Source organism: Aliiroseovarius subalbicans, from assembly GCF_022678625.1.
Lineage (GTDB): Bacteria > Pseudomonadota > Alphaproteobacteria > Rhodobacterales > Rhodobacteraceae > Aliiroseovarius_A > Aliiroseovarius_A subalbicans.
Map to the genome: position 1 here is coordinate 1,427,972 of NZ_JALBYQ010000001.1, position 18,415 is coordinate 1,446,386.

Annotated in this window: 19 protein-coding genes; 11 read left to right on the forward strand and 8 right to left on the reverse strand. The window is 62.7% G+C overall.

What is annotated here, in order from left to right:
• Positions 1 to 48: 48 nt before the first annotated feature.
• From MN188_RS07185 to MN188_RS07205, 5 genes are all read right to left on the reverse strand, one after another.
• Complete coding sequence (locus MN188_RS07185) at positions 49 to 1,572, reverse strand: malonate--CoA ligase (RefSeq protein WP_242107023.1); 1,524 nt, start codon at positions 1,570 to 1,572, stop codon at positions 49 to 51.
• Positions 1,573 to 1,593: 21 nt separating this feature from the next.
• The gene (locus MN188_RS07190; RefSeq protein ID WP_242107025.1) at positions 1,594 to 3,015 is read right to left on the reverse strand and encodes an amidase; all 1,422 of its coding nucleotides are present in this window, start codon (positions 3,013 to 3,015) and stop codon (positions 1,594 to 1,596) included.
• A gap of 68 nt (positions 3,016 to 3,083) precedes the next feature.
• On the reverse strand, positions 3,084 to 3,734 hold the full coding sequence (locus tag MN188_RS07195; RefSeq protein ID WP_242107027.1) for an SOS response-associated peptidase: 651 nt from the start codon (positions 3,732 to 3,734) through the stop codon (positions 3,084 to 3,086).
• Complete coding sequence (locus MN188_RS07200) at positions 3,734 to 4,042, reverse strand: DnaJ family domain-containing protein (protein WP_242107029.1); 309 nt, start codon at positions 4,040 to 4,042, stop codon at positions 3,734 to 3,736. The genes MN188_RS07195 and MN188_RS07200 overlap by 1 nt, the downstream gene beginning before the upstream one ends.
• 69 nt (positions 4,043 to 4,111) lie before the next feature.
• Entirely contained in the window at positions 4,112 to 5,671 is a 1,560-nt protein-coding gene (locus MN188_RS07205) for a bifunctional metallophosphatase/5'-nucleotidase (RefSeq protein WP_242107030.1), read from the reverse strand.
• Between the two features lie 151 nt (positions 5,672 to 5,822).
• Here MN188_RS07205 and MN188_RS07210 point away from each other — a divergent pair, with 151 nt between their 5' ends.
• The 3 genes from MN188_RS07210 to arsC are packed head-to-tail and all read left to right on the forward strand — an operon-like array spanning position 5,823 to position 7,560.
• Positions 5,823 to 6,161 (forward strand): DUF952 domain-containing protein, encoded by a 339-nt coding sequence (locus MN188_RS07210; protein WP_242107032.1) that lies wholly within the window; start codon positions 5,823 to 5,825, stop codon positions 6,159 to 6,161.
• Entirely contained in the window at positions 6,158 to 7,222 is a 1,065-nt protein-coding gene (locus tag MN188_RS07215) for a quinone-dependent dihydroorotate dehydrogenase (RefSeq protein WP_242107041.1), read from the forward strand. The genes MN188_RS07210 and MN188_RS07215 overlap by 4 nt, the downstream gene beginning before the upstream one ends.
• Positions 7,219 to 7,560: an arsenate reductase (glutaredoxin) gene (arsC, locus tag MN188_RS07220; RefSeq protein WP_242107043.1), complete on the forward strand. Its 342-nt coding sequence runs from the start codon at positions 7,219 to 7,221 to the stop codon at positions 7,558 to 7,560. The genes MN188_RS07215 and arsC overlap by 4 nt, the downstream gene beginning before the upstream one ends.
• On the opposite strand, the gene MN188_RS07225 is transcribed toward arsC, so the two are convergent.
• From MN188_RS07225 to MN188_RS07235, 3 genes are read right to left on the reverse strand one after another with little or no spacing between them, the layout of a single operon-like run.
• On the reverse strand, positions 7,557 to 8,873 hold the full coding sequence (locus MN188_RS07225) for an MATE family efflux transporter (protein ID WP_242107046.1): 1,317 nt from the start codon (positions 8,871 to 8,873) through the stop codon (positions 7,557 to 7,559). The genes arsC and MN188_RS07225 overlap by 4 nt on opposite strands.
• Complete coding sequence (locus tag MN188_RS07230) at positions 8,866 to 9,375, reverse strand: PaaI family thioesterase (RefSeq protein WP_242107047.1); 510 nt, start codon at positions 9,373 to 9,375, stop codon at positions 8,866 to 8,868. The genes MN188_RS07225 and MN188_RS07230 overlap by 8 nt, the downstream gene beginning before the upstream one ends.
• A complete protein-coding gene (locus tag MN188_RS07235; RefSeq protein ID WP_242107049.1) occupies positions 9,372 to 9,836 on the reverse strand; it encodes a PaaI family thioesterase in 465 nt (154 codons plus the stop codon). The genes MN188_RS07230 and MN188_RS07235 overlap by 4 nt, the downstream gene beginning before the upstream one ends.
• A 115-nt stretch (positions 9,837 to 9,951) precedes the next feature.
• On the opposite strand from MN188_RS07235, the gene MN188_RS07240 reads away from it, so the two are divergent.
• The 8 genes from MN188_RS07240 (at position 9,952) to MN188_RS07275 (ending at position 18,364) form a co-directional block, all read left to right on the forward strand.
• Positions 9,952 to 11,103, forward strand: a complete 1,152-nt coding sequence (locus tag MN188_RS07240; RefSeq protein WP_242107051.1) for a putative manganese transporter — start codon at positions 9,952 to 9,954, stop codon at positions 11,101 to 11,103.
• Positions 11,104 to 11,158: 55 nt separating this feature from the next.
• Complete coding sequence (locus MN188_RS07245; protein ID WP_242107054.1) at positions 11,159 to 11,527, forward strand: MerR family transcriptional regulator; 369 nt, start codon at positions 11,159 to 11,161, stop codon at positions 11,525 to 11,527.
• Positions 11,528 to 11,686: 159 nt separating this feature from the next.
• Positions 11,687 to 12,085, forward strand: coding sequence for a MerR family transcriptional regulator (locus tag MN188_RS07250; protein ID WP_242107056.1), 399 nt, complete (start codon positions 11,687 to 11,689; stop codon positions 12,083 to 12,085).
• Between the two features lie 37 nt (positions 12,086 to 12,122).
• Entirely contained in the window at positions 12,123 to 13,898 is a 1,776-nt protein-coding gene (locus MN188_RS07255) for an acyl-CoA dehydrogenase C-terminal domain-containing protein (RefSeq protein WP_242107057.1), read from the forward strand.
• Positions 13,899 to 13,920: 22 nt separating this feature from the next.
• Positions 13,921 to 14,133 carry a hypothetical protein gene (locus MN188_RS07260; protein ID WP_242107059.1) on the forward strand — a complete coding sequence of 71 codons (213 nt, stop codon included), beginning with the start codon at positions 13,921 to 13,923 and terminating at the stop codon, positions 14,131 to 14,133.
• A 155-nt stretch (positions 14,134 to 14,288) separates the two neighbouring features.
• Complete coding sequence (locus MN188_RS07265; RefSeq protein ID WP_242107062.1) at positions 14,289 to 14,921, forward strand: glutathione S-transferase family protein; 633 nt, start codon at positions 14,289 to 14,291, stop codon at positions 14,919 to 14,921.
• 23 nt (positions 14,922 to 14,944) lie between these two features.
• Complete coding sequence (locus tag MN188_RS07270; protein WP_242107063.1) at positions 14,945 to 16,150, forward strand: acetyl-CoA C-acetyltransferase; 1,206 nt, start codon at positions 14,945 to 14,947, stop codon at positions 16,148 to 16,150.
• 12 nt (positions 16,151 to 16,162) lie between these two features.
• Complete coding sequence (locus tag MN188_RS07275) at positions 16,163 to 18,364, forward strand: 3-hydroxyacyl-CoA dehydrogenase NAD-binding domain-containing protein (protein WP_242107065.1); 2,202 nt, start codon at positions 16,163 to 16,165, stop codon at positions 18,362 to 18,364.
• The last annotated feature ends 51 nt before the right edge of the window (positions 18,365 to 18,415 follow it).

Below are 18,415 nucleotides of genomic sequence, written 5' to 3' on the forward strand. Positions count from 1 at the left end.
GCGACCGGGTCGCCGGCGCCGAAGGCGACAAGGCCCGGGCGCAAACCCTCAGCTCAAAAGGTCCGCATATTCCTCGCGCAGCACATTCTTCTGCACCTTGCCCATCGTGTTGCGCGGGAGGGCGTCCAGCACCAGAACCCGCTTGGGCTGCTTGAACTTTGCCAGGCTGTCAGCCACCCCGGCACGCACGCTGGTCTCGGTCACCGTGGCTCCCTTTTCGGGCACAACCACCGCCACCACGCCTTCGCCGAAATCCGCATGTGGCACGCCGATCACCGCGCTTTCCAACACACCTGGCAGATCGTCGATCAGCCCTTCGACCTCTTTCGGGTAAACATTGAAACCGCCGGTAATGATCAGATCCTTGCCGCGCCCGACAATCTGCACATATCCGTCCGCGTCGATCCGGCCCAGGTCGCCGGTGATGAACCAACCATCCTCACGCAGTTCCTCGGCCGTCTTTTCGGGCATCTGCCAATATCCGGCAAAGACATTCGGGCCGCGCACCTCGATCACCCCGATCTCGCCCTGCGCCAGTTCCGCTCCGCTTTCCGGGTCGCAGACCTTCAGCGCAACCCCCGGCAATGGAAAGCCCACCGTGCCCGCGCGCCGATCCCCGTCATAAGGGTTCGAGGTGTTCATGTTCGTTTCCGTCATGCCATAGCGTTCCAGGATCGCGTGACCCGTAACCGCGCGCCATCGGTCATGGGTTTCTGCCAACAGCGGTGCCGAGCCGGACACGAACAACCGCATCCCCCCCGCAGCCGCGCCCAAGCCGTCCTGCTCCAACAGGCGGGTATAGAACGTCGGCACCCCCATCAGCGCGGTCGCTTGCGGCATGTAACCCATGATCGCGCCCGCATCGAACCCAGCCATGAAAATGCAACTGCCCCCCGCCATCAACGTCACGTTCGTTGCCACGAACAGACCGTGGGTGTGAAAGATCGGCAGCGCGTGGATCAACACATCCTCGGACGTGAACCGCCAGGTGTCACGCAGCACCTCGCTGTTTGACGCCAGCGCCCCGTGGGTCAGCATCGCGCCCTTCGACCGCCCCGTCGTGCCCGAAGTGTAAAGGATCGCCGCCAGGTCATCGACGCCGCGTGCCACCGGGGTGAACCCGGCCTCCTGATCCGCCTGCGCCGCGACCAAAGTCCCGACCTCGCCCGCACCCAGGGTAAAGATTTTCGCCACCCCCGCGTCGCTCGCAACCGGGGTCAGCGCCTCCAGCCCCTCGGGGTCGCAGACGAACACATGCGGCGACGCATCCCCCAGGAAATAGGCGACCTCGGTCGGCGTATAGGCCGTGTTGAGCGGTAGGAAGACGCCTCCCGCCATCACGCAGCCGACGTAAAGCTGCAACATCGCCACCGTCTTTGGCGCCTGCACCGCCACACGATCCCCAGGGGCAAGGCCCGCCGCAACCAACACCGCCGCCATGCGCTCGGCCCCGACCCAGAAGTCGGCATAGGACATCCGCACGCCATCCGGGTGGCGGATCAGAAACGTGGCTTCGCCGCGCCCATCTGAGGCGCGTGAAATGGCGTGGGCAAGGTAGTTCTGTCGATACATTTGCTGTCTTTTCCTGCTCAGTTACCCGGCCACGACCGGATCAATCGGCCCCAACGGACCGCCCATTGCCACCTCAAACGCCCGCGCGGCAGCAAGCAGTTTCGCCTCGCCGCGCGGCGGGCCGATCAGTTGCAGCCCCACCGGTATGCCGTCATCTGACAGGCCCACGGGAACCGACATCGCCGGCATTCCCGTTACCGTCGCCAGGAAGGCAAAGCGCAACCAATCCATGTAGCCGGTCAAGGTCTGGCCACCAACCTGACGCACCCATTCTTCGCTCTGCGCATGGGGCATGTTGCCGACCACCGGCAGGGCCAGCACATCATGAACGTCCAGGAATGCCTTGAGATTGTTGTAAATCATCGTCCGGTTCAGGTTCGCCAAGGCGATGTCATCCATCGTCAACGCCCGCCCGAACGCAAGGTTCTCGCGCAAGGTCTGCTTGAAGTGGCCGGTCAGCGCGGCGGGCGCATCCCGGAACTCGGTCGCCCACATCATGCCGCGCAGGGTATGATAAGTCCGCTCAAGATCCGGCAGATCAGGGCAGGCCTCCTCGACCGTTGCGCCGCCGGCCTGCACCGCCGCCATCGCGCGGCGCAGATATCGGTCCATGTCCGCATCCACCGGGGCAAAGCCGCCCAGATCGGGGGCAAAGCCGATGCGCAGCCGCCCATCGGCCCGCGCCACCGCCTGCTGGAACGGCTGATCCGGCGCTGGAAAGGAAATCGGTGAGCGCGGCTCATATCCCGCCATCGCATCCAGAAACAGCGCGCAGTCAGCCACCGACCGCGCCATCGGCCCCTGTGCACCTTCGATGAAATACCCGGCCGCCGAGCCATAGGCCACGCGCCCCGGCGACGGGCGCAGCCCGACAATGCCGTTATAGGCCGCGGGGGTTCTCAGCGACCCGCCGTGGTCCGAGCCATGGCTCAGCCAAAACTCCCCCGTGGCCAAAGAAACCGCCGCCCCGCCGGACGAGCCGCCAGCATTCAATCGGCTATTCCAGGCGTTGAAGGTCGGGCCGAACACTTCGTTGAACGTGTTGCCGCCCGCGCCAAATTCCGGCGTGTTGGTCTTGCCCAGGACAACGGCCCCGCGCGCCTCCAACCGTTCAACCAACATGTTGGACGCCTTCGGCACATTGTCGGCCAACCCCTTGGTGCCCGACGTCGATCGCACACCTGCCACGGCCGTCAAATCCTTGATACCGATTGGCAATCCGGCCAACCAGCCAGGGTGATCCACCTCGGACGGATCCAATACCGAAGCCCGCGCGCGGTCCTCGCAGATTACCGGGGTGGCGTTGACCACCGGCTCAACCTGCGTCATCCGTGTCAGGCTCGCGTCGATCAATTCGGTCGTGCTGACGTCGCCTTTGCGAAGCAGGTCCACGACCTCGACCGCAGATTTCGCACAAAGCTCTGGTCCTGTGAATTCCGGCATATGTCCCCCTGTTCTACGCGCAGTTTATCAAGACCGCGACGACAGGCAACGGGTGACCGACCACCTCCTCAGACCGGTTCGACCAATTCAGGGCCCGACGCCCGGTTCGAATTCACTTTAGGGTCCACCCTGTGAAATCGCAGCACATCTTCGCCCGCCGGACGCATGAGCGGCGCGGCACCGTGCCCCCCTTCGCCCAGCCACTTGGCCCAGTCCGCCTGCTCAAGAACGACAGGCATGCGGTGGTGAATTTCCGCTATGGCCTGGTTCGCGGCGCAGGTGACGATGGCACAGGTGGGCAGCTTGTCCTCTCCCCAGTCCTGCCAGATCCCAGCCATGACCAGCGGCGCCTTATCGGCGCGCTGGATATACCACGGCAGGCGTTCGCCCCCGCTCCCCTTCGACCATTCGTAAAACCCCGTGGTCGGGATCAGGCAACGCCGTTCACGACAGGCGGCGCGAAACGCGGGCTTTTCGGCGATGGTTTCCGCGCGCGCATTGATCAGAAGCGGGCCGTCCGTTGGCGTCTTGTACCAGAACGGCAAGAACCCCCAACGCATCGCGCTGAGCCGCCGGTTTTCGCCGGTCCAGACCACATGCACATTGTTGGTCGGACATATGTTGAAGTTCGGCACAATCGGCAGGTCATTGGCCGGGATCGCCCCGAACAGCGCCGCCATCGCGTCCGTGGGCAAGGTCAGGGCAAACCGCCCGCACATCAGCGATACGCTTTGCGCGCCAGGTCGATCTTCGCATCCATCATCGACATTTCTTTCATGATCTCCTGCCGCCTTGTGCGGTCCCCCGTCTCACGCAATTCCTCGCGCAGCCGGGTCAGTTCGCGCGACAGGGTGACAAATTCCGGCACCGCACCGTTTTCCTTCATCAACCGGTTGATCAGCGCGTTTTCCGGGTCATCCACCTTTGGTAGCGGTTTGCCCGCCCCTGGCAGATCGTCGAACTCCCCTGCTGCCTCGGCGGCACGGATCTTGGAGTTGATCAGGTCGATCAAAGGGTGGTCTGGCATGGCGGTTTTCCCAACAAAAAGCCCCCCGACACTTTCGCGCCGGGGGGCCTGTTCGTCAATGCAAGCCGATCACTTGGCAGTGATGCGCCCGTCCAGCATCGGTGTCACCGGACCCATCGCCGCCATGTATTCGGCGGTTACATCAGCCAGGTCGGGGCCGAAGTCATAGACGTTCTCGGCCGACTTGAACATCTTGTAGCCGTCGCCGCCGTTGCGCACGTAGTTGTTGGAGACAACACCGTAGGTCTTGGCCGGGTCGATCGGCGCACCGCCAACCATCACGTCGCTGATCCGGCTGCCCGGCTCCTGGCTCACGTCGAAGGTATAGGTCATGCCAGCCACCTGCGGGAAGCGGCCTGCGCCTTCTTCATGCTGGCTGACACCGTTCTCCAGCGCCTCGACAACCACCGCGCCGGTAACAAAGAAGGTCGACAGCGTGTTCTGGAACGGCAGCACCGTCAGGACCTCGCCCATCGTGACCTCACCTGCGTCGATCGAGGCACGAATGCCGCCACCGTTTTGAATGGCGATCTCGATGCCTTGATCCTTGACCCGGGCCAGCATCGCGTCGGCAATGATGTTGCCCATGGCGCATTCCTGCGCCCGGCACGACCCACGCTCGCCATCAATGGCTTCGGCGGTTTCGGCAACCACGCGGCTGCGGATTTCTTCCAGCGGCATAGCGGCTTCGGCAACGCGGGCCACGGTGGCTTCGTCTTGGGCCACGGCCGCGTCCATGATGATCGGCTCACCCACCGCTTCGGTGATTGCGCCCGCGTCATCGAACGTCACGTTCAGCTCACCCAGGAACTTGCCATAGGCATAGGCGGACACGATCGCCGTGCCCCCGACCATGGTCGGATACGGCCCTTCGGCACGCTCGTTGGTGTTGGACAGAAGCGTGTTGGTGTGGCCACCGACGATCACGTCAACACCGGTGGTGCCTTCGGCCACGCGAATGTCGGTGTTGTAGCCCGAGTGCGACAAAACGATGATCTTGTTCACACCATCGGCGGTCAGCTTGTCGACCTCGGCCTGCACCGCGCCCACCGGGTCGGTGAAGATGACGTTGTCGCCGGGGCTGGCCAGTTCATCGGTGTCCTGGGGCGTCAGGCCGATCAGGCCCAGCTTTTCGCCACCACGTTCGATGATTGCCGATTTGGCCAGCTTGCCCGCCAGCAGCGGCTCACCGGACACATCCGCGTTCGACATCAGAACCGGGAAGTTGACCGCATCCATGAAGCCACGCAGCACTTCGGGGCCGTCATCGAACTCGTGGTTGCCCACGGTCATCGCGTCATAGCCCATCTTGTTCATCATCTCGGCCGCCAGCGCGCCCTTGTAATATGTATAGAACAGCGTGCCCTGGAACTGGTCGCCGCCATCCACCAGGATCGAGTTGTTGGTGCGCGTGCGCGCCTCGGCAATCGCCGTCACCATACGTGCCGAACCACCAAAGCATTTGCCTTCGGCGTTGTCCTCGGCCGAACAGCCGCTGTCATACTTGCTGATCGGCTCGAACCGGGCGTGGAAATCGTTGGTGTGAAGGATGGTCAGCGAATAGTCCGCTGCGGCCATCCCGGACGTCACGGCAAGGGCTGCAACGGACGTGAGAATACGATTGATCATGGGATCCCCCTGGAATTGATTATCTGGCCAGACTGGCGCGAGTCGGCTGCTGAGTCAAAGACCCCCGTTCGCGCTGCCGTTAGGTCAGCGGCTCTTGGCCAAGGCGCAGGCCGCGCTTGACGTGGGCGCGCGGGCGCGGCATTCCCCTGCCATGCTGATTTACAAGATATTCCGCGCGCCCGAATGGGCCGAGCTTCAAACCGCCGGGGAAACCCTGGGGGCGCCTGTCGACCGGGCCGACGGATACGTGCACATTTCGACCGCCACGCAGGTGGCCGAAACCGCCGCGAAACACTTCGCGGATGAGGCCGATCTGGTACTCCTGGCGCTGGATTCCATTGCTCTGGAACAGGATCTGAAGTGGGAAGTTTCCCGCGGAGGTGCAAAATTCCCCCACCTTTACAGGGCGTTGCGGATGGACGACGTGCTGTGGCACCGCCCGCTGCCGCTGGGCAACGACGGCCATGAATTCCCCAAGGACATGTCATGAACCTGATCGAGAAGATCGCCCTGAAGGCGCTGCACCAGGTCGACCCGGAACGGTCGCACACGCTGGCAATGACCGCGATGAAGATGGGGGTCGTGCCGCTGTCGGGCATGGTTTCCACGCCGCGGATCGAAACCACCTTCTGTGGTCTGAAAATGACCAATCCGATTGGGCTGGCGGCCGGGTATGACAAAAACGCGCAGGTGGTCGATGCACTGACCCAGGCGGGCTTCGGTTTTGTCGAGGTCGGCGCGGTCACACCCCGTCCGCAGCCCGGCAACCCGAAACCGCGCCTGTTTCGCCTAACCGAAGATCAGGCGGTGATCAACCGCTATGGGTTCAACAACGAAGGCATGGAGGCCGCCGCGGCCCGTCTGACCCGCCGTTCACGCCAGCGACCGGTGCCGGTGGGTCTGAACCTCGGGGCAAACAAGGACAGCGACGACCGCGCACAGGATTTCGCCCGCGTGCTGGAGTGCTGCGGTCCCTTTGTGGATTTCGCCACCGTGAACGTGTCGTCACCGAACACCGAAAAGCTGCGTGACCTGCAAGGGGCCGAAGCGCTGTCGGCGCTTTTGAACGGCGTCATCGCGGTGCGTGACGGGATGGACAAATACACGCCGATCTTCCTGAAAATCGCGCCCGATCTCAGCGATGATGAGCTGGCCGAAATCGCCCAGGTCGCCCGCGCGGCCAAGCTGGACGCGATCATCGCCACGAACACCACGTTGGACCGCGAAGGTTTGAAAAGTGCTGATAAGGGCGAAACTGGCGGGCTTTCCGGCGCTCCTTTGTTCGAAAAGTCCACGCGCGTGTTGGCACGGCTCAGCCAGTTAACCGATGGCCAAATGCCCCTGGTGGGCGTCGGCGGCATCGGGTCGGCCGAGGATGCCTATCAGAAAATCCGCGCAGGCGCCCATGTGGTGCAGCTCTACTCCGCGCTCGCCTACAAGGGGTTGAGCCTGGTCGAAGAGATCGCGCTGGGGCTCGACAAATTGTTGGAGCGCGACGGCTTTGACCATGTCGCCGACGCCGTCGGCAGCGGACGAGAGGAGTGGCTATGACCACGATCTGGCACAACCCGCGCTGCTCAAAATCGCGTGCGACCCTGGCACTGTTGGAGGAAAACGGCGTCACGCCTGAGGTGCGCCGGTATCTTGACGATGCCCCCTCCGAGGCCGAGATCCGCGCCGTTCTGGACGCTCTGAACGCAGCCCCAATCGAGCTCATGCGCCGGGGCGAACAGGCATTCAAGACGCTGGGCTTGAGCAAGGACAGTGATGACGCCACCCTGATCGCCGCGATGGGGACGCATCCGATTCTGATCGAACGCCCGATCGTGATCCACAAGGGCCGCGCCCGAATCGGTCGCCCGCCGGAAAGCGTGTTGGAGATCCTTTAAACCCGCGCCTCCAGCGCCGGGTAGCGCAAGGCCAAGGTCGCCCCGCGCGCCACGAAGCTGACCAGAAGTGCCGCCCATAGCCCGTGGTTTTCGAACAAGGGCAGGAAGGCCACCAGCGCCAGGCCATAGATCGCGAAAGACACCGCCATCATGTTGCGCAAGTCGCGGGTCTGTGTCGCCCCGATGAAGATGCCGTCCAGCATCCAGGGTGCCCAGCCCACCAAGGGGGCCAGGATCATCCAGATCAGATAGCCACGCGCTTCAATCCGCACGTCCGGGGCGTTGGTCATTACGTCGATGATGGCCCCGCCAAACAGCGCGAAGATCAGGGCCAGAACAATCACGATTGCCCCACCCCAGATGCTGGACAGAAAGGCGGATCGGCGCAGGGCGCGACGATCACGTGCGCCGATGGCCTGGCCCACGAGTGTTTCCGCTCCAAAGGCAAAGCCATCCATCGCGTAAGCTGTAATATGCAGAAATTGCAGCAAAATCTGGTTTGCCGCCAGGGTCGTGTCGCCGTAATTCGCCCCGTAGAACAGAAAACTGACAAACAGGGTTTGCAACATCAAGCTGCGCAACAGAATATCACTGTTTACCGCTGCCATACGCCGCAGGATCACCCGGTCAAACACCCGCGCCCAGTCGCGCCAATCCGGTTGTCGAAAGGCCGCGCGACACAGGTACAAGCCCAGCGCAAAGCCGCTCCATTCCGCAAGAAAGGTCGCAAAGGCAACGCCGCTGACGCCCCAACCCAGCCCCATCACGAACCACAAATCCAACCCGATGTTCAGCCCGTTCATCCACAATTGCAGGATCAGAACCGCCCGCGTGCGCTCTTGCGCAATCAACCACCCGGTGATCCCGTAAAGGCCAATGGCGGCGGGCGCGGACCAGATGCGAATGACCAGATATTCCCGCGCCAAGCCTTCAACCTCGGGCGAGGCCGGGGCGATCAGGAACGCCCCCCAGAACAAGAACGCTTGCAGAAAAATCAGGGCAAATCCGCCCCCAAGTCCGATCAACAGGGCGCGGGTCAGCAACGCGGCCACTTCGCCGGTGTTCCCCGCGCCAAGGGCCTGGGCCGTCATCCCGGTGGTGCCCATGCGTAAAAAGCCGAACACCCAGTAGACGGCGGTCAGAATAATTGCGCCGATTCCGACCGCGCCAATAGGGGCCGCGCTTCCCATCTGGCCGACTACGCCGGTGTCGACCGCGCCCAGAATGGGCACGGTGACATTTGCCAGAACGATCGGAATGGCGATCTTGAGAACCCGTTTGTGGCTCAGATCAGCGGTGAGACTTTCACTCATCACGCATTGGCATCAGGAAATGGCCCGTGGCCTGTGCGAAAAGGCGGTCACGATTGTCCTGCCAGGCCTCGACATGCACCGAGGCATAGCGCCGGCCCGACCGTGTGACCCGCGCGCGCGCATAGGCGTCGCGCGGCAGGCCCGAGCGCAGGTAATCGACCGTGAAACCGATGGTTTTCGGAAACAGCGCATTTTGTCCGGGGATCAGGCTTTCAGGGTCGATGCGCCCGTCTTCGATTTCGTCCCACAGGATCGACCAGCCCAGTTCGATGATCGCCGAGGTTTCCAGAAACGCCGCCGTGACGCCGCCGTGAATCGCGGGCAGCATCGGGTTGCCGATCAACTTGTCGGCGAACGGCAGCACCGCGGTCAACTCATCCCCATGTCGTTCGAATTCGATGCCGAGAAATTCGACATAAGGCACGCCATGCACCAACGAATGCAGCGCTGCATCGCGTCGCTGTTTCACCACCTGGACGGGCTCGGGGCGCTTGAAGCTCATGACAGCGCCTCGCTGGAGCGGCGCGACGGGGAATGGTCGGCAGTAAAAGTGCCGGTGGCGGTGGCAACCGGGCGGTCGTCGTCGTCGTCCATCGCAACCGCACGCACGAAGGCGACGGATTTCGTCACGCGATAACAGGTCGCGCGCGCGCGGATCGCCTGCCCCGGCGTCGCGGGACGCATATAGTCGATGCGCAGGTCGATCGTCGCGGTGATCGCGGGGGCGTCAGGGTGGCTCATCACCGCCGCGCCGCAACAGGTGTCCATCAAGGCCGAGACCGCGCCGCCATGAATCACGCCGGTACGCGGATCGCCGATGAAACGGGTGTCATACGGCATGGAAATCAGCGCCTCGCCCTCGCCAATCTCATCCAGGCTCATCCCCAGAGCCGAACAATGCGGGATCGCCTCAGTGAACCTGCGCGCGATTTCCGCTTTCTTTTCAGGCGAAAGGCTTTTCATCCCGTCAAATCTCCGATGCCATGGCTTCCCCGGTTTATTCGCCCTTGCATCGGCGCGGGCAAGTGTTTAATTCTGCAATTGAGAATTATTCGCAATAGCAGACCGGATCATACCCATGATGGCGACAGATACCCGCCCTGCCGCACGTCCCGCACCTGCGGCCCCCGAACGGTTCGGCCCTTTCCGGCTGAAGCGGCTGGGCATCGTCCTTGTGCTGGTCGCCCTCGCGGCCTGGCCGGGTCATTTGGGAGAGCTGACGCGCGGCTTGATGGTCGACGCCTATACTCAGGTGTCGGTCTTTGTCGCGACCACGCTGTTGCTGTTTTACGGCGCCGAGCGGATTTTCAATTTCGACATCGGATCGGCGCTCAAGGGCGCAAGGGGCGCACAAGTCCCGTTGGCAGCGCTGTTGGGCGCTACACCGGGCTGCGGTGGGGCGGTCGTCGTGGTGGCGGCCTATTCCTCGGGCAACGTGGGGTTCGGCGCTGTGGTCGCCGCGCTAACCGCAACCATGGGTGATGCGGCCTTTCTGTTGATCGCGACACGGCCCGATGCGGCGTTGGTCGTCCTGCCCCTGTCGATGGTCGTCGGCATCCTGTCGGGCTGGATCGTCGACCGGGTGAATACGGTCGAGTTTCGCACCATCACCCAAGGCACCTGCGAGTTCGCCCCGCTGATCGGGCGCACCCGCATGACCGATTATGCCTATCTTCTGGTGGCCATTCCCGGCCTGATCGTTGGCGGCGCACAATTGGCGCAGATCGAGCTGACAACCCTGATGGGCCTTCCGATTGCCCCCTTCGCCCTGGCCGGTGTGTTCCTGGGCCTGTTCATCTGGTCCACCTCGATCGTGGCCGCGATGACAAACACCCAGGACAGCCCGATGACCCGGATGGCCGAGGAAACCAGCTTTATCTCGATCTGGGTGATCGGCGCCTATCTGGCCTATGATTACATCGCCGAGTTTGCCGGGCTGGACCTGGCCGCGCTGTTCGAAACCATCGGCCCCCTGCTGCCGCTGGTGGCGATCCTGATTGGCTTCATTCCCGGCTGTGGCCCGCAGGTTTTGGTGGCCACATTGTTCCTGAATGGGGTGATTCCATTCGCCGCCCTGGTCGGCAACGCGATTTCCAATGACGGCGACGCGCTGTTTCCTGCCATCGCACTGAACCCCAAGGCTGCGTTGGTGGCCACGGTCTATTCCGCCGTGCCGGCGTTGATTGTCGCCTATGGCTTCAATCTGTTCGCGCCCGGTTTCATGAATTGAATCCTGCGCGCGCAGGCACTACCCTGACGGGACGACAACCTGCAGGGATGTGAAAATGGCCGATGACCGCCTGACCTTCAAGGAAATGTGCGCCAAGTTCGACGTGACGCCGCGCACCTTGCGGTATTACGAATACATCGAGCTGCTGGAGCCGGAAAAAGAAGGCCGCACAAGGTTTTACACCCCGCGCGAGGTGGCGCGCATGACGCTGATCCTGCGCGGTCGACGCTTCGGCTTTTCGCTGGAAGAGCTGCGCCAGTGGCTTTTGATCTATGATGAGCAAGGCACCGAGGCACAGGCCAAAGCCTGGGTCGCTCTGGCCGATCGTCAGCTTGGCGCATTGGACGAACAGCGCGCTGAGCTGGAAGAATCCATCGCCGACCTGCAAAAACTGCGCGACGACGTGGCCGGCACCCTTTCCTAGGGCGCATTGGCCCGGTCAAGCCGACAATTGCCGAAAGTGACGCTCCGTTCAGAAAGAACGTGACGTGACGTTACATTTACGTCAACGTAAAGCAGTAGTGTAGGCAACGGGGACGTACCCCATATGAGTATCACCTGTAACTCGAAGTCGGAGACAGACATGACTGATGACCTGATGACCATCCGCCAGATGTGCGACGCCTTCGGCGTGACCGCACGCACGCTGCGTTTCTATGAGGCGAAAGAACTGATCTCGCCCATTCGTGAAGGCCAAAAACGCCTGTTCACGAAACGCGACCGTGCGCGGCTGAAACTGATCCTGCGCGGCAAGCGCTTCGGCTTCGCCCTGGAGGAGATCCGTCAGCTGCTGGACCTCTATGACATGGGCGACCAGCAACAGACCCAGCTGCGCAAGAGCGTCGAGATCGCCCGCGCGCATCTCGACAATCTGAAAAAGCAGCGCGAGGAGCTGTCCGAGGCCATTTCCGACCTGACCGAACAGCTGAATTGGGGTGAACAGATGATCGCCACGATCGACAACAACGAAGCCGCCGAATAACGGCCCGCTTTGCATTAAGCCCAACGAGGAACGTCGTATGCCTACCTACACCGCCCCCACCAAAGATATGGCTTTCGTGCTGCACGATGTGCTGAAGACCCATGAAAGCGCCACCCCCGGTTATGACGAACTGGAACCCGATTTCACCGCGGCCGTTCTGGAAGAGGCCGGCAAGCTGGCGTCCGAGGTTCTGACCCCGCTGAACGTGGTGGGTGATCAGGAAAAATGCCGGCTGGAAAACGGCATCGTCTATACCCCAACCGGGTTCAAGGCGGCGTTTGAGCAAATGAAAGAGGGCGGCTGGACCGGTCTGGACATGCCCGAGGAATTTGGCGGCCAGAACATGCCGGTGGTCCTGGGCACGGCAGTGGGCGAGATGTTCTCGGCCGCGAACCAGGCGTTCACGATGTACCAGGGCCTGACCCACGGCGCCGCCTCGGCGATCCTGGCCCACGGCACGCAGGCGCAGAAAGACACCTATCTGCCCAAGATGGTGTCGTGTGAATGGACCGGTACGATGAACCTGACCGAACCGCATTGCGGCACCGACCTGGGCCTGATGCGCACCAAGGCCGAGCCGCAGGGTGACGGCAGCTACAAGGTGTCGGGGCAAAAGATCTTCATCTCGGCTGGCGACCATGACATGTCGGAAAACGTGATCCACCTGGTGCTGGCCAAGGTCCCGGGCGGGCCCGAAGGCATCAAAGGCGTGTCGCTGTTCATCGTGCCCAAGTTCAACGTGAACGATGACAATTCGGTCGGCTCCGCCAACGGCGTGAGCGTCGGCAACATCGAGAAAAAGATGGGCATCCACGGCAACGCCACCTGCGTCATGAACTATGACGAGGCGACGGGGTATCTGCTGGGCGACCTGAACAAGGGCATGCGCGCCATGTTCACCATGATGAACGAAGCCCGCCTGGGCGTCGCGATGCAGGGCTTGGCACAGGCCGAAGCTGCCTATCAGAACGCGGTGATTTATGCCAAGGACCGGCTGCAGGGCCGCGACGTGACCGGTGTGAAAAACCCGGACGGCCCGGCCGATCCTTTGATTGTGCACCCGGACATCCGCCGTGCGCTGATGGATCAGAAAAGCTTCATCGAAGGCGCGCGCGCGTTCCTTCTGTGGGGGGCCTCGCTGATCGACCAGGCGCACCGCGCCGAAGATGCGGACGCCGACGGCCTGATTTCGCTGATGACGCCAGTGCTCAAAGGTTTCCTGACCGACGAAGGTTACGACATGACCGTGCGCGCCCAGCAGATCTATGGCGGCCACGGCTATATCGAAGAACATGGCATGTCGCAATTCACCCGCGACGCGCGCATCGCCCAGATCTACGAAGGCGCCAACGGCGTCCAGGCGCTGGACCTGGTCGGGCGCAAGCTGGCGCAGGACGGCGGCAAGCACGTGATGGCCTTTTTCGCGATGATCAAGGATTACTGCAAGGAACAGGGCGACGTTGAGGGTATGGAGGAATTCATCACCCCGCTGAAAGCCGCATCGAAAGACCTGCAGGCCGCGTCGATGTTCTTCATGCAGAACGGCATGAAAAATCCGAACCACGCGCTGGCGGGATCGTATGACTTCATGCACCTGTTCGGCCACGTCTGCCTGGGCTTCATGTGGGCCCGCATGGCGCGTGCCTCGCTGGATGCGCTGGCGGCTGGCAGCTCTGACGCCACGTTCCACGAGACAAAGCTGACCACAGCGCGTTTCTATATGGCACGTCGCCTGCCTGCCACCGGCATGCACCTGGCCCGCATCGAAAGCGGCGCCGACACGGTGATGGCGCTGGACGCCGAGGCGTTCTGAGACCACGTAGGAAGGACAGCCCATGCCCAAACGTTTCCGCCTGACCCGCCGCTTTCCGGTCGCCATGACCGAAGACGGATATCGTCGGTTGAAACGCTTCTCCCGCGATGCGGGGCTGGATGAGGGCGAAGCGCTGTCCTTTCTGTTTGAGCATTTCGACAGCGTCACGAACGAAGACAACCTGACCGCGCGCCTGCGCCTGTTCAATTCCGAACTGGACGCGCGAAAACGCTGACACCTGCGCTTGGGGGGTCCTGCGGGAGCCTCCGGCGGGGATATTTTTGGCAAGAAAAAGAAGGGCCGCCCTGCTTTTTCTTGCCCGAAATATCCCACGGGGGTCTGGGGGTGTGAAACCCCCAGCTCTGACCGAAAAAACTGGGGGGACCGACCATGATTAAACTGTACTGCTTCGGCGAAAGCGGAAATGCCTACAAGGCCGCGCTGGCGCTTGAACTTTCTGGACTTGAGTGGGAGCCCGTCTTTGTCGACTTCTTCAACGGCGAAACCCGCGCGCCGGACTATCTTGAGCTGAACCCCATGGGCGAGGTGCCGGTAATGATCGACGGTGACGTGACCTTGTCGCAATCGGGCGTGATCCAGGATTATGTCAGTTCGAAATCCGGCAAGCTGGGCGGAAAATCCGCCGCGGAGCGGCGCGAGATTCTGCGCTGGCAGTTCTGGGACAATCACAAGATGTCGTCGCAGGCAGGCATGACCCGGTTTTTGATGAACTTCCTGCCCGAAGACAAACGCCCCGCTGAAGTCATTGCCTTCATGCAAGGCCGCCTGAAATCCGCTTACAAGACCCTGGAACATGAACTGGCCAACAAGGATTGGCTGGTGGGTGACGCGCTGACCATCGCCGACATCTCGTGCTGCGGTTACCTGTTCTATCCCGAACCCTTCGGCTTCACCCGCGCCGACTGGCCCCACATCGACGCCTGGTTGACCCGGATCGAGGCAACCCCCGGCTGGAAACACCCCTATGACCTGATGCCCGGCAGCCCAGCTGACCGCGCCTGACTTTGAAAGAAGGAAAGCGAAGAATGACCGAAGCTTACATCTATGACACCGTGCGCACCCCGCGCGGCAAGGGCAAGCCGGACGGCACCCTGCACGAGGTGCCCGCTGTGCGCCTGTCGGCCCTGGCGCTGAACGAGCTGAAGACGCGCAACAATCTGGAAGGCCACGCGGTCGAAGACGTGATCTGGGGCAACGTGACCCAGGTCGCGTCGCAAGGCGCCTGCCTGGCGCGCTCGGCGGTGCTCTATTCCGAGCTGGATGAGCGCATTCCGGGCGTGTCCGTCAACCGTTTCTGCGCCAGCGGTCTGGAGGCCGTAAACATGGCCGCCAACCAGGTCAAAGGCGGCGCGGGTGACGCCTATATCGCCGGTGGTGTGGAAAGCATGAGCCGCGTGCCGATGGGCATGGACGGCGGCGCGATTGCCGCCGACCCCTTCCTTGCGATGAAGGCCTATTTCGTGCCGCAGGGCATTTCGTCGGACATCATCGCCACCGAATACGGGTTCAGCCGCGATGATTGCGACGCCTATGCGGTCGAAAGCCAGAAACGCGCCGCCGCCGCGCGCGCCGATGGCCGGTTCAAATCCGTCATGACCGTGCGCGACCAGAACGGGTTGACCATCATGGACCAGGACGAAATGATCCGCGAAACCACCATGCAGACCCTGGGCGGGCTGAACCCGTCGTTCAAGGCGATGGGCGAAGTGATGCCCGGCTTTGACGCCGTGGCGCTGCTGAAATACCCGCATCTGGAGCGGATCAACCACGTGCACCACGCCGGAAACTCGTCCGGTATCGCCGACGGTGCCGCCGCGATCCTGATCGGCAACAAGGAATATGGGGAGCGTATGGGCCTCAAGCCCCGCGCCCGGATCAAGGCGACCGCCAAGATCGGCACCGATCCCACCATCATGCTGACCGGCCCCGTGCCTGCCACCGAGCGCGTGTTGCAGGCCGCTGGCATGCAGATTGGCGATCTGGACCTGTTCGAGGTGAACGAAGCCTTCGCCTCGGTCGTGTTGCGGTTCCTGCAGTATTTCGACGCGGACCACGACAAGACCAACGTCAACGGCGGTGCGATCGCGATGGGTCACCCGCTGGGCGCCACCGGTGCGGTCATCATCTCGGCCCTGCTGGACGAGCTGGAGCGCTCGGACAAGGAGACCGGCCTGGCCACGCTCTGCATCGGCTCTGGCATGGGCGCCGCAACCATCATCGAACGTGTGTAAGGAGAGACCACGATGAAAGATTTCACCTACACCGTAGACGCCGATGGCGTCGCAATCATCACCTGGGACTGCCCGGACAAAAGCATGAACGTGCTGTCGTTTGAGGCGCTGAAGGACCTGGATGCGCATATGGACACGGCCCTGGCCGATGACGCCGTGAAGGGCGTGATCATCACCTCGGGCAAAAAGGACTTTGCCGGTGGCATGGACCTGAACGTACTGGCGCAGCTGAAGGCATCGGCGGGCGACGACCCGGCCCGTGGCGTGTTCGAAGGCGTCATGCAGATGCACGCCATCCTGCGCAAGATCGAACGCGCGGGCATGGACCCGAAGACCAACAAGGGCGGCAAGCCCGTGGCCTGTGCCATGCCCGGCACCGGCATGGGCATCGGGTATGAAATCCCGCTGGCCTGCCACCGCATCTTCGCCGCCGACAACCCGAAGGCCAAGATCGGCCTGCCGGAAATCATGGTCGGCATCTTCCCCGGCGCTGGTGGCACCACTCGCATGGTGCGCAAGATGGGCGCGATGGCGGCAGCGCCGTTCCTGCTGGAAGGCAAATCCGTGGCCCCGGCCAAGGCGAAAGCCGCCGGTATGGTCGATGAGGTCGTCCCGGCGGACGAGCTGCTGTCAGCCGCCAAGGACTGGGTCCTGAACGCCACCGACGCCGACATCGTAAAACCCTGGGACGTGAAGGGTTACAAGATGCCCGGCGGCGCGCCCTATCACCCGGCGGGCTTCCAGACCTTCGTCGGTGCAGCCGCGATGATCCACGCCAAGACGAACGGGGTTTATCCGGCCGCCAAGGCGCTGTTGTCGGCGGTCTACGAAGGCGCACAGGTGCCCTTCGACACCGCGCTGAAGATCGAAGCGCGCTGGTTCACCTCGGTGATCATGAACCCGTCGTCCTCGGCGATGATCCGATCGCTGTTTTTGAACAAACAGGCACTGGAAAAAGGCGCCGTGCGCCCCGCCGACGTGCCCGATCAGACCGTGAAGAAGGTCGGCGTTCTGGGCGCGGGCATGATGGGCGCGGGTATCGCGCTGGTCTCGGCCAAGGCCGGAATCGAGGTCGTGCTGATCGACCAGGCGCAAGAGGCTGCGGACCGTGGCAAGGACTATGCCGCGACCTATATGGACAAGGGCATCGCCCGCCGCAAAGCCACACCTGAGAAGAAAGAGGCGCTGTTGTCAATGATCACCGCCACCACCGATCTGGAAGCGCTGAAGGGCTGCGACCTGATCGTGGAAGCGGTGTTCGAAGATCCGGGCGTAAAGGCCGAGATGACCAAGAAGGTCGAAGCCATCGTTGGCGACGATTGCATCTTTGCCACCAACACCTCGACCCTGCCGATCACCGAGCTGGCCAAGGCGTCGGTGCGATCCGATCAGTTCATCGGCATCCACTTCTTCAGCCCGGTTGAAAAGATGATGCTGGTCGAGATCATCAAGGGCAAGGAAACCGGCGACCGGGCCGTGGCCAAGGCGCTGGATTTCACTCGCCAGATCCGCAAGACCCCGATCGTTGTGAACGATGCGCGCTTCTTCTATGCGAACCGTTGCATCATTCCTTACATCAACGAAGGCATCCGCATGGTCGGCGAAGGGGTCTCCCCTGCCCTGATCGAAGGCGCCGCACGGCTTCTGGGCTTCCCGGTCGGGCCGCTGCAACTGGTCGATGAGACCTCGATCGACCTGGGCGTGAAGATCGCCAAGGCGACCCGCGCGGCGATGGGCGATGCCTATCCCGATGGGGCCGTCGATGATGTTGTGTTCTGGATGTTCGACGAAGGCCGGTTGGGCCGAAAATCGAACGCCGGGTTCTATGACTACGACGACAAAGGCAAGCGCAGCCAGCTGTGGCCGGGACTTGAGGCCAAGTATCCGTTGGCCGACGACCAACCCGACCTGGCCGAGGTGCAGCATCGCCTGATGATGGCACAGGTGCTGGAAGCGGTTCGTGCCAAGGAAGAAGGCGTGCTGATGGACATCCGCGAAGGCGACGTGGGCGCGATCCTGGGCTGGGGCTTTGCCCCGTGGTCCGGTGGTCCGTTCAGCTGGCTGGACATGATCGGTGCCGAAAAGGCGGTCGAGATCTGCGACGGCTTGACCAAGACCCACGGCGCGCGCTTCACCACGCCCGACACGCTGCGCGACATGGCGGCCAAGGGCGACGGGTTCTACACCCGCTTCGACGCCGAACAGGCCGCGTAAGCCTGACCGCGATCGCAAAAGCAAACGCCCGGACCGAAAGGCCCGGGCGTT

Coding starts and splice junctions, on each gene's coding strand:
- MN188_RS07200 (WP_242107029.1), bottom strand. CDS start 4,042: ATGCCAGACCACCCTTTGATCGACCTGATCAACTCCAAGATCCGTGCC.
- MN188_RS07250 (WP_242107056.1), top strand. CDS start 11,687: ATGACTGATGACCTGATGACCATCCGCCAGATGTGCGACGCCTTCGGC.
- MN188_RS07185 (WP_242107023.1), bottom strand. CDS start 1,572: ATGTATCGACAGAACTACCTTGCCCACGCCATTTCACGCGCCTCAGAT.
- MN188_RS07275 (WP_242107065.1), top strand. CDS start 16,163: ATGAAAGATTTCACCTACACCGTAGACGCCGATGGCGTCGCAATCATC.
- MN188_RS07215 (WP_242107041.1), top strand. CDS start 6,158: ATGAACCTGATCGAGAAGATCGCCCTGAAGGCGCTGCACCAGGTCGAC.
- MN188_RS07255 (WP_242107057.1), top strand. CDS start 12,123: ATGCCTACCTACACCGCCCCCACCAAAGATATGGCTTTCGTGCTGCAC.
- MN188_RS07265 (WP_242107062.1), top strand. CDS start 14,289: ATGATTAAACTGTACTGCTTCGGCGAAAGCGGAAATGCCTACAAGGCC.
- MN188_RS07210 (WP_242107032.1), top strand. CDS start 5,823: ATGCTGATTTACAAGATATTCCGCGCGCCCGAATGGGCCGAGCTTCAA.
- MN188_RS07225 (WP_242107046.1), bottom strand. CDS start 8,873: ATGAGTGAAAGTCTCACCGCTGATCTGAGCCACAAACGGGTTCTCAAG.
- MN188_RS07240 (WP_242107051.1), top strand. CDS start 9,952: ATGATGGCGACAGATACCCGCCCTGCCGCACGTCCCGCACCTGCGGCC.
- MN188_RS07205 (WP_242107030.1), bottom strand. CDS start 5,671: ATGATCAATCGTATTCTCACGTCCGTTGCAGCCCTTGCCGTGACGTCC.
- MN188_RS07245 (WP_242107054.1), top strand. CDS start 11,159: ATGGCCGATGACCGCCTGACCTTCAAGGAAATGTGCGCCAAGTTCGAC.
- MN188_RS07230 (WP_242107047.1), bottom strand. CDS start 9,375: ATGAGCTTCAAGCGCCCCGAGCCCGTCCAGGTGGTGAAACAGCGACGC.
- MN188_RS07195 (WP_242107027.1), bottom strand. CDS start 3,734: ATGTGCGGGCGGTTTGCCCTGACCTTGCCCACGGACGCGATGGCGGCG.
- MN188_RS07260 (WP_242107059.1), top strand. CDS start 13,921: ATGCCCAAACGTTTCCGCCTGACCCGCCGCTTTCCGGTCGCCATGACC.
- MN188_RS07190 (WP_242107025.1), bottom strand. CDS start 3,015: ATGCCGGAATTCACAGGACCAGAGCTTTGTGCGAAATCTGCGGTCGAG.
- MN188_RS07270 (WP_242107063.1), top strand. CDS start 14,945: ATGACCGAAGCTTACATCTATGACACCGTGCGCACCCCGCGCGGCAAG.
- arsC (WP_242107043.1), top strand. CDS start 7,219: ATGACCACGATCTGGCACAACCCGCGCTGCTCAAAATCGCGTGCGACC.
- MN188_RS07235 (WP_242107049.1), bottom strand. CDS start 9,836: ATGAAAAGCCTTTCGCCTGAAAAGAAAGCGGAAATCGCGCGCAGGTTC.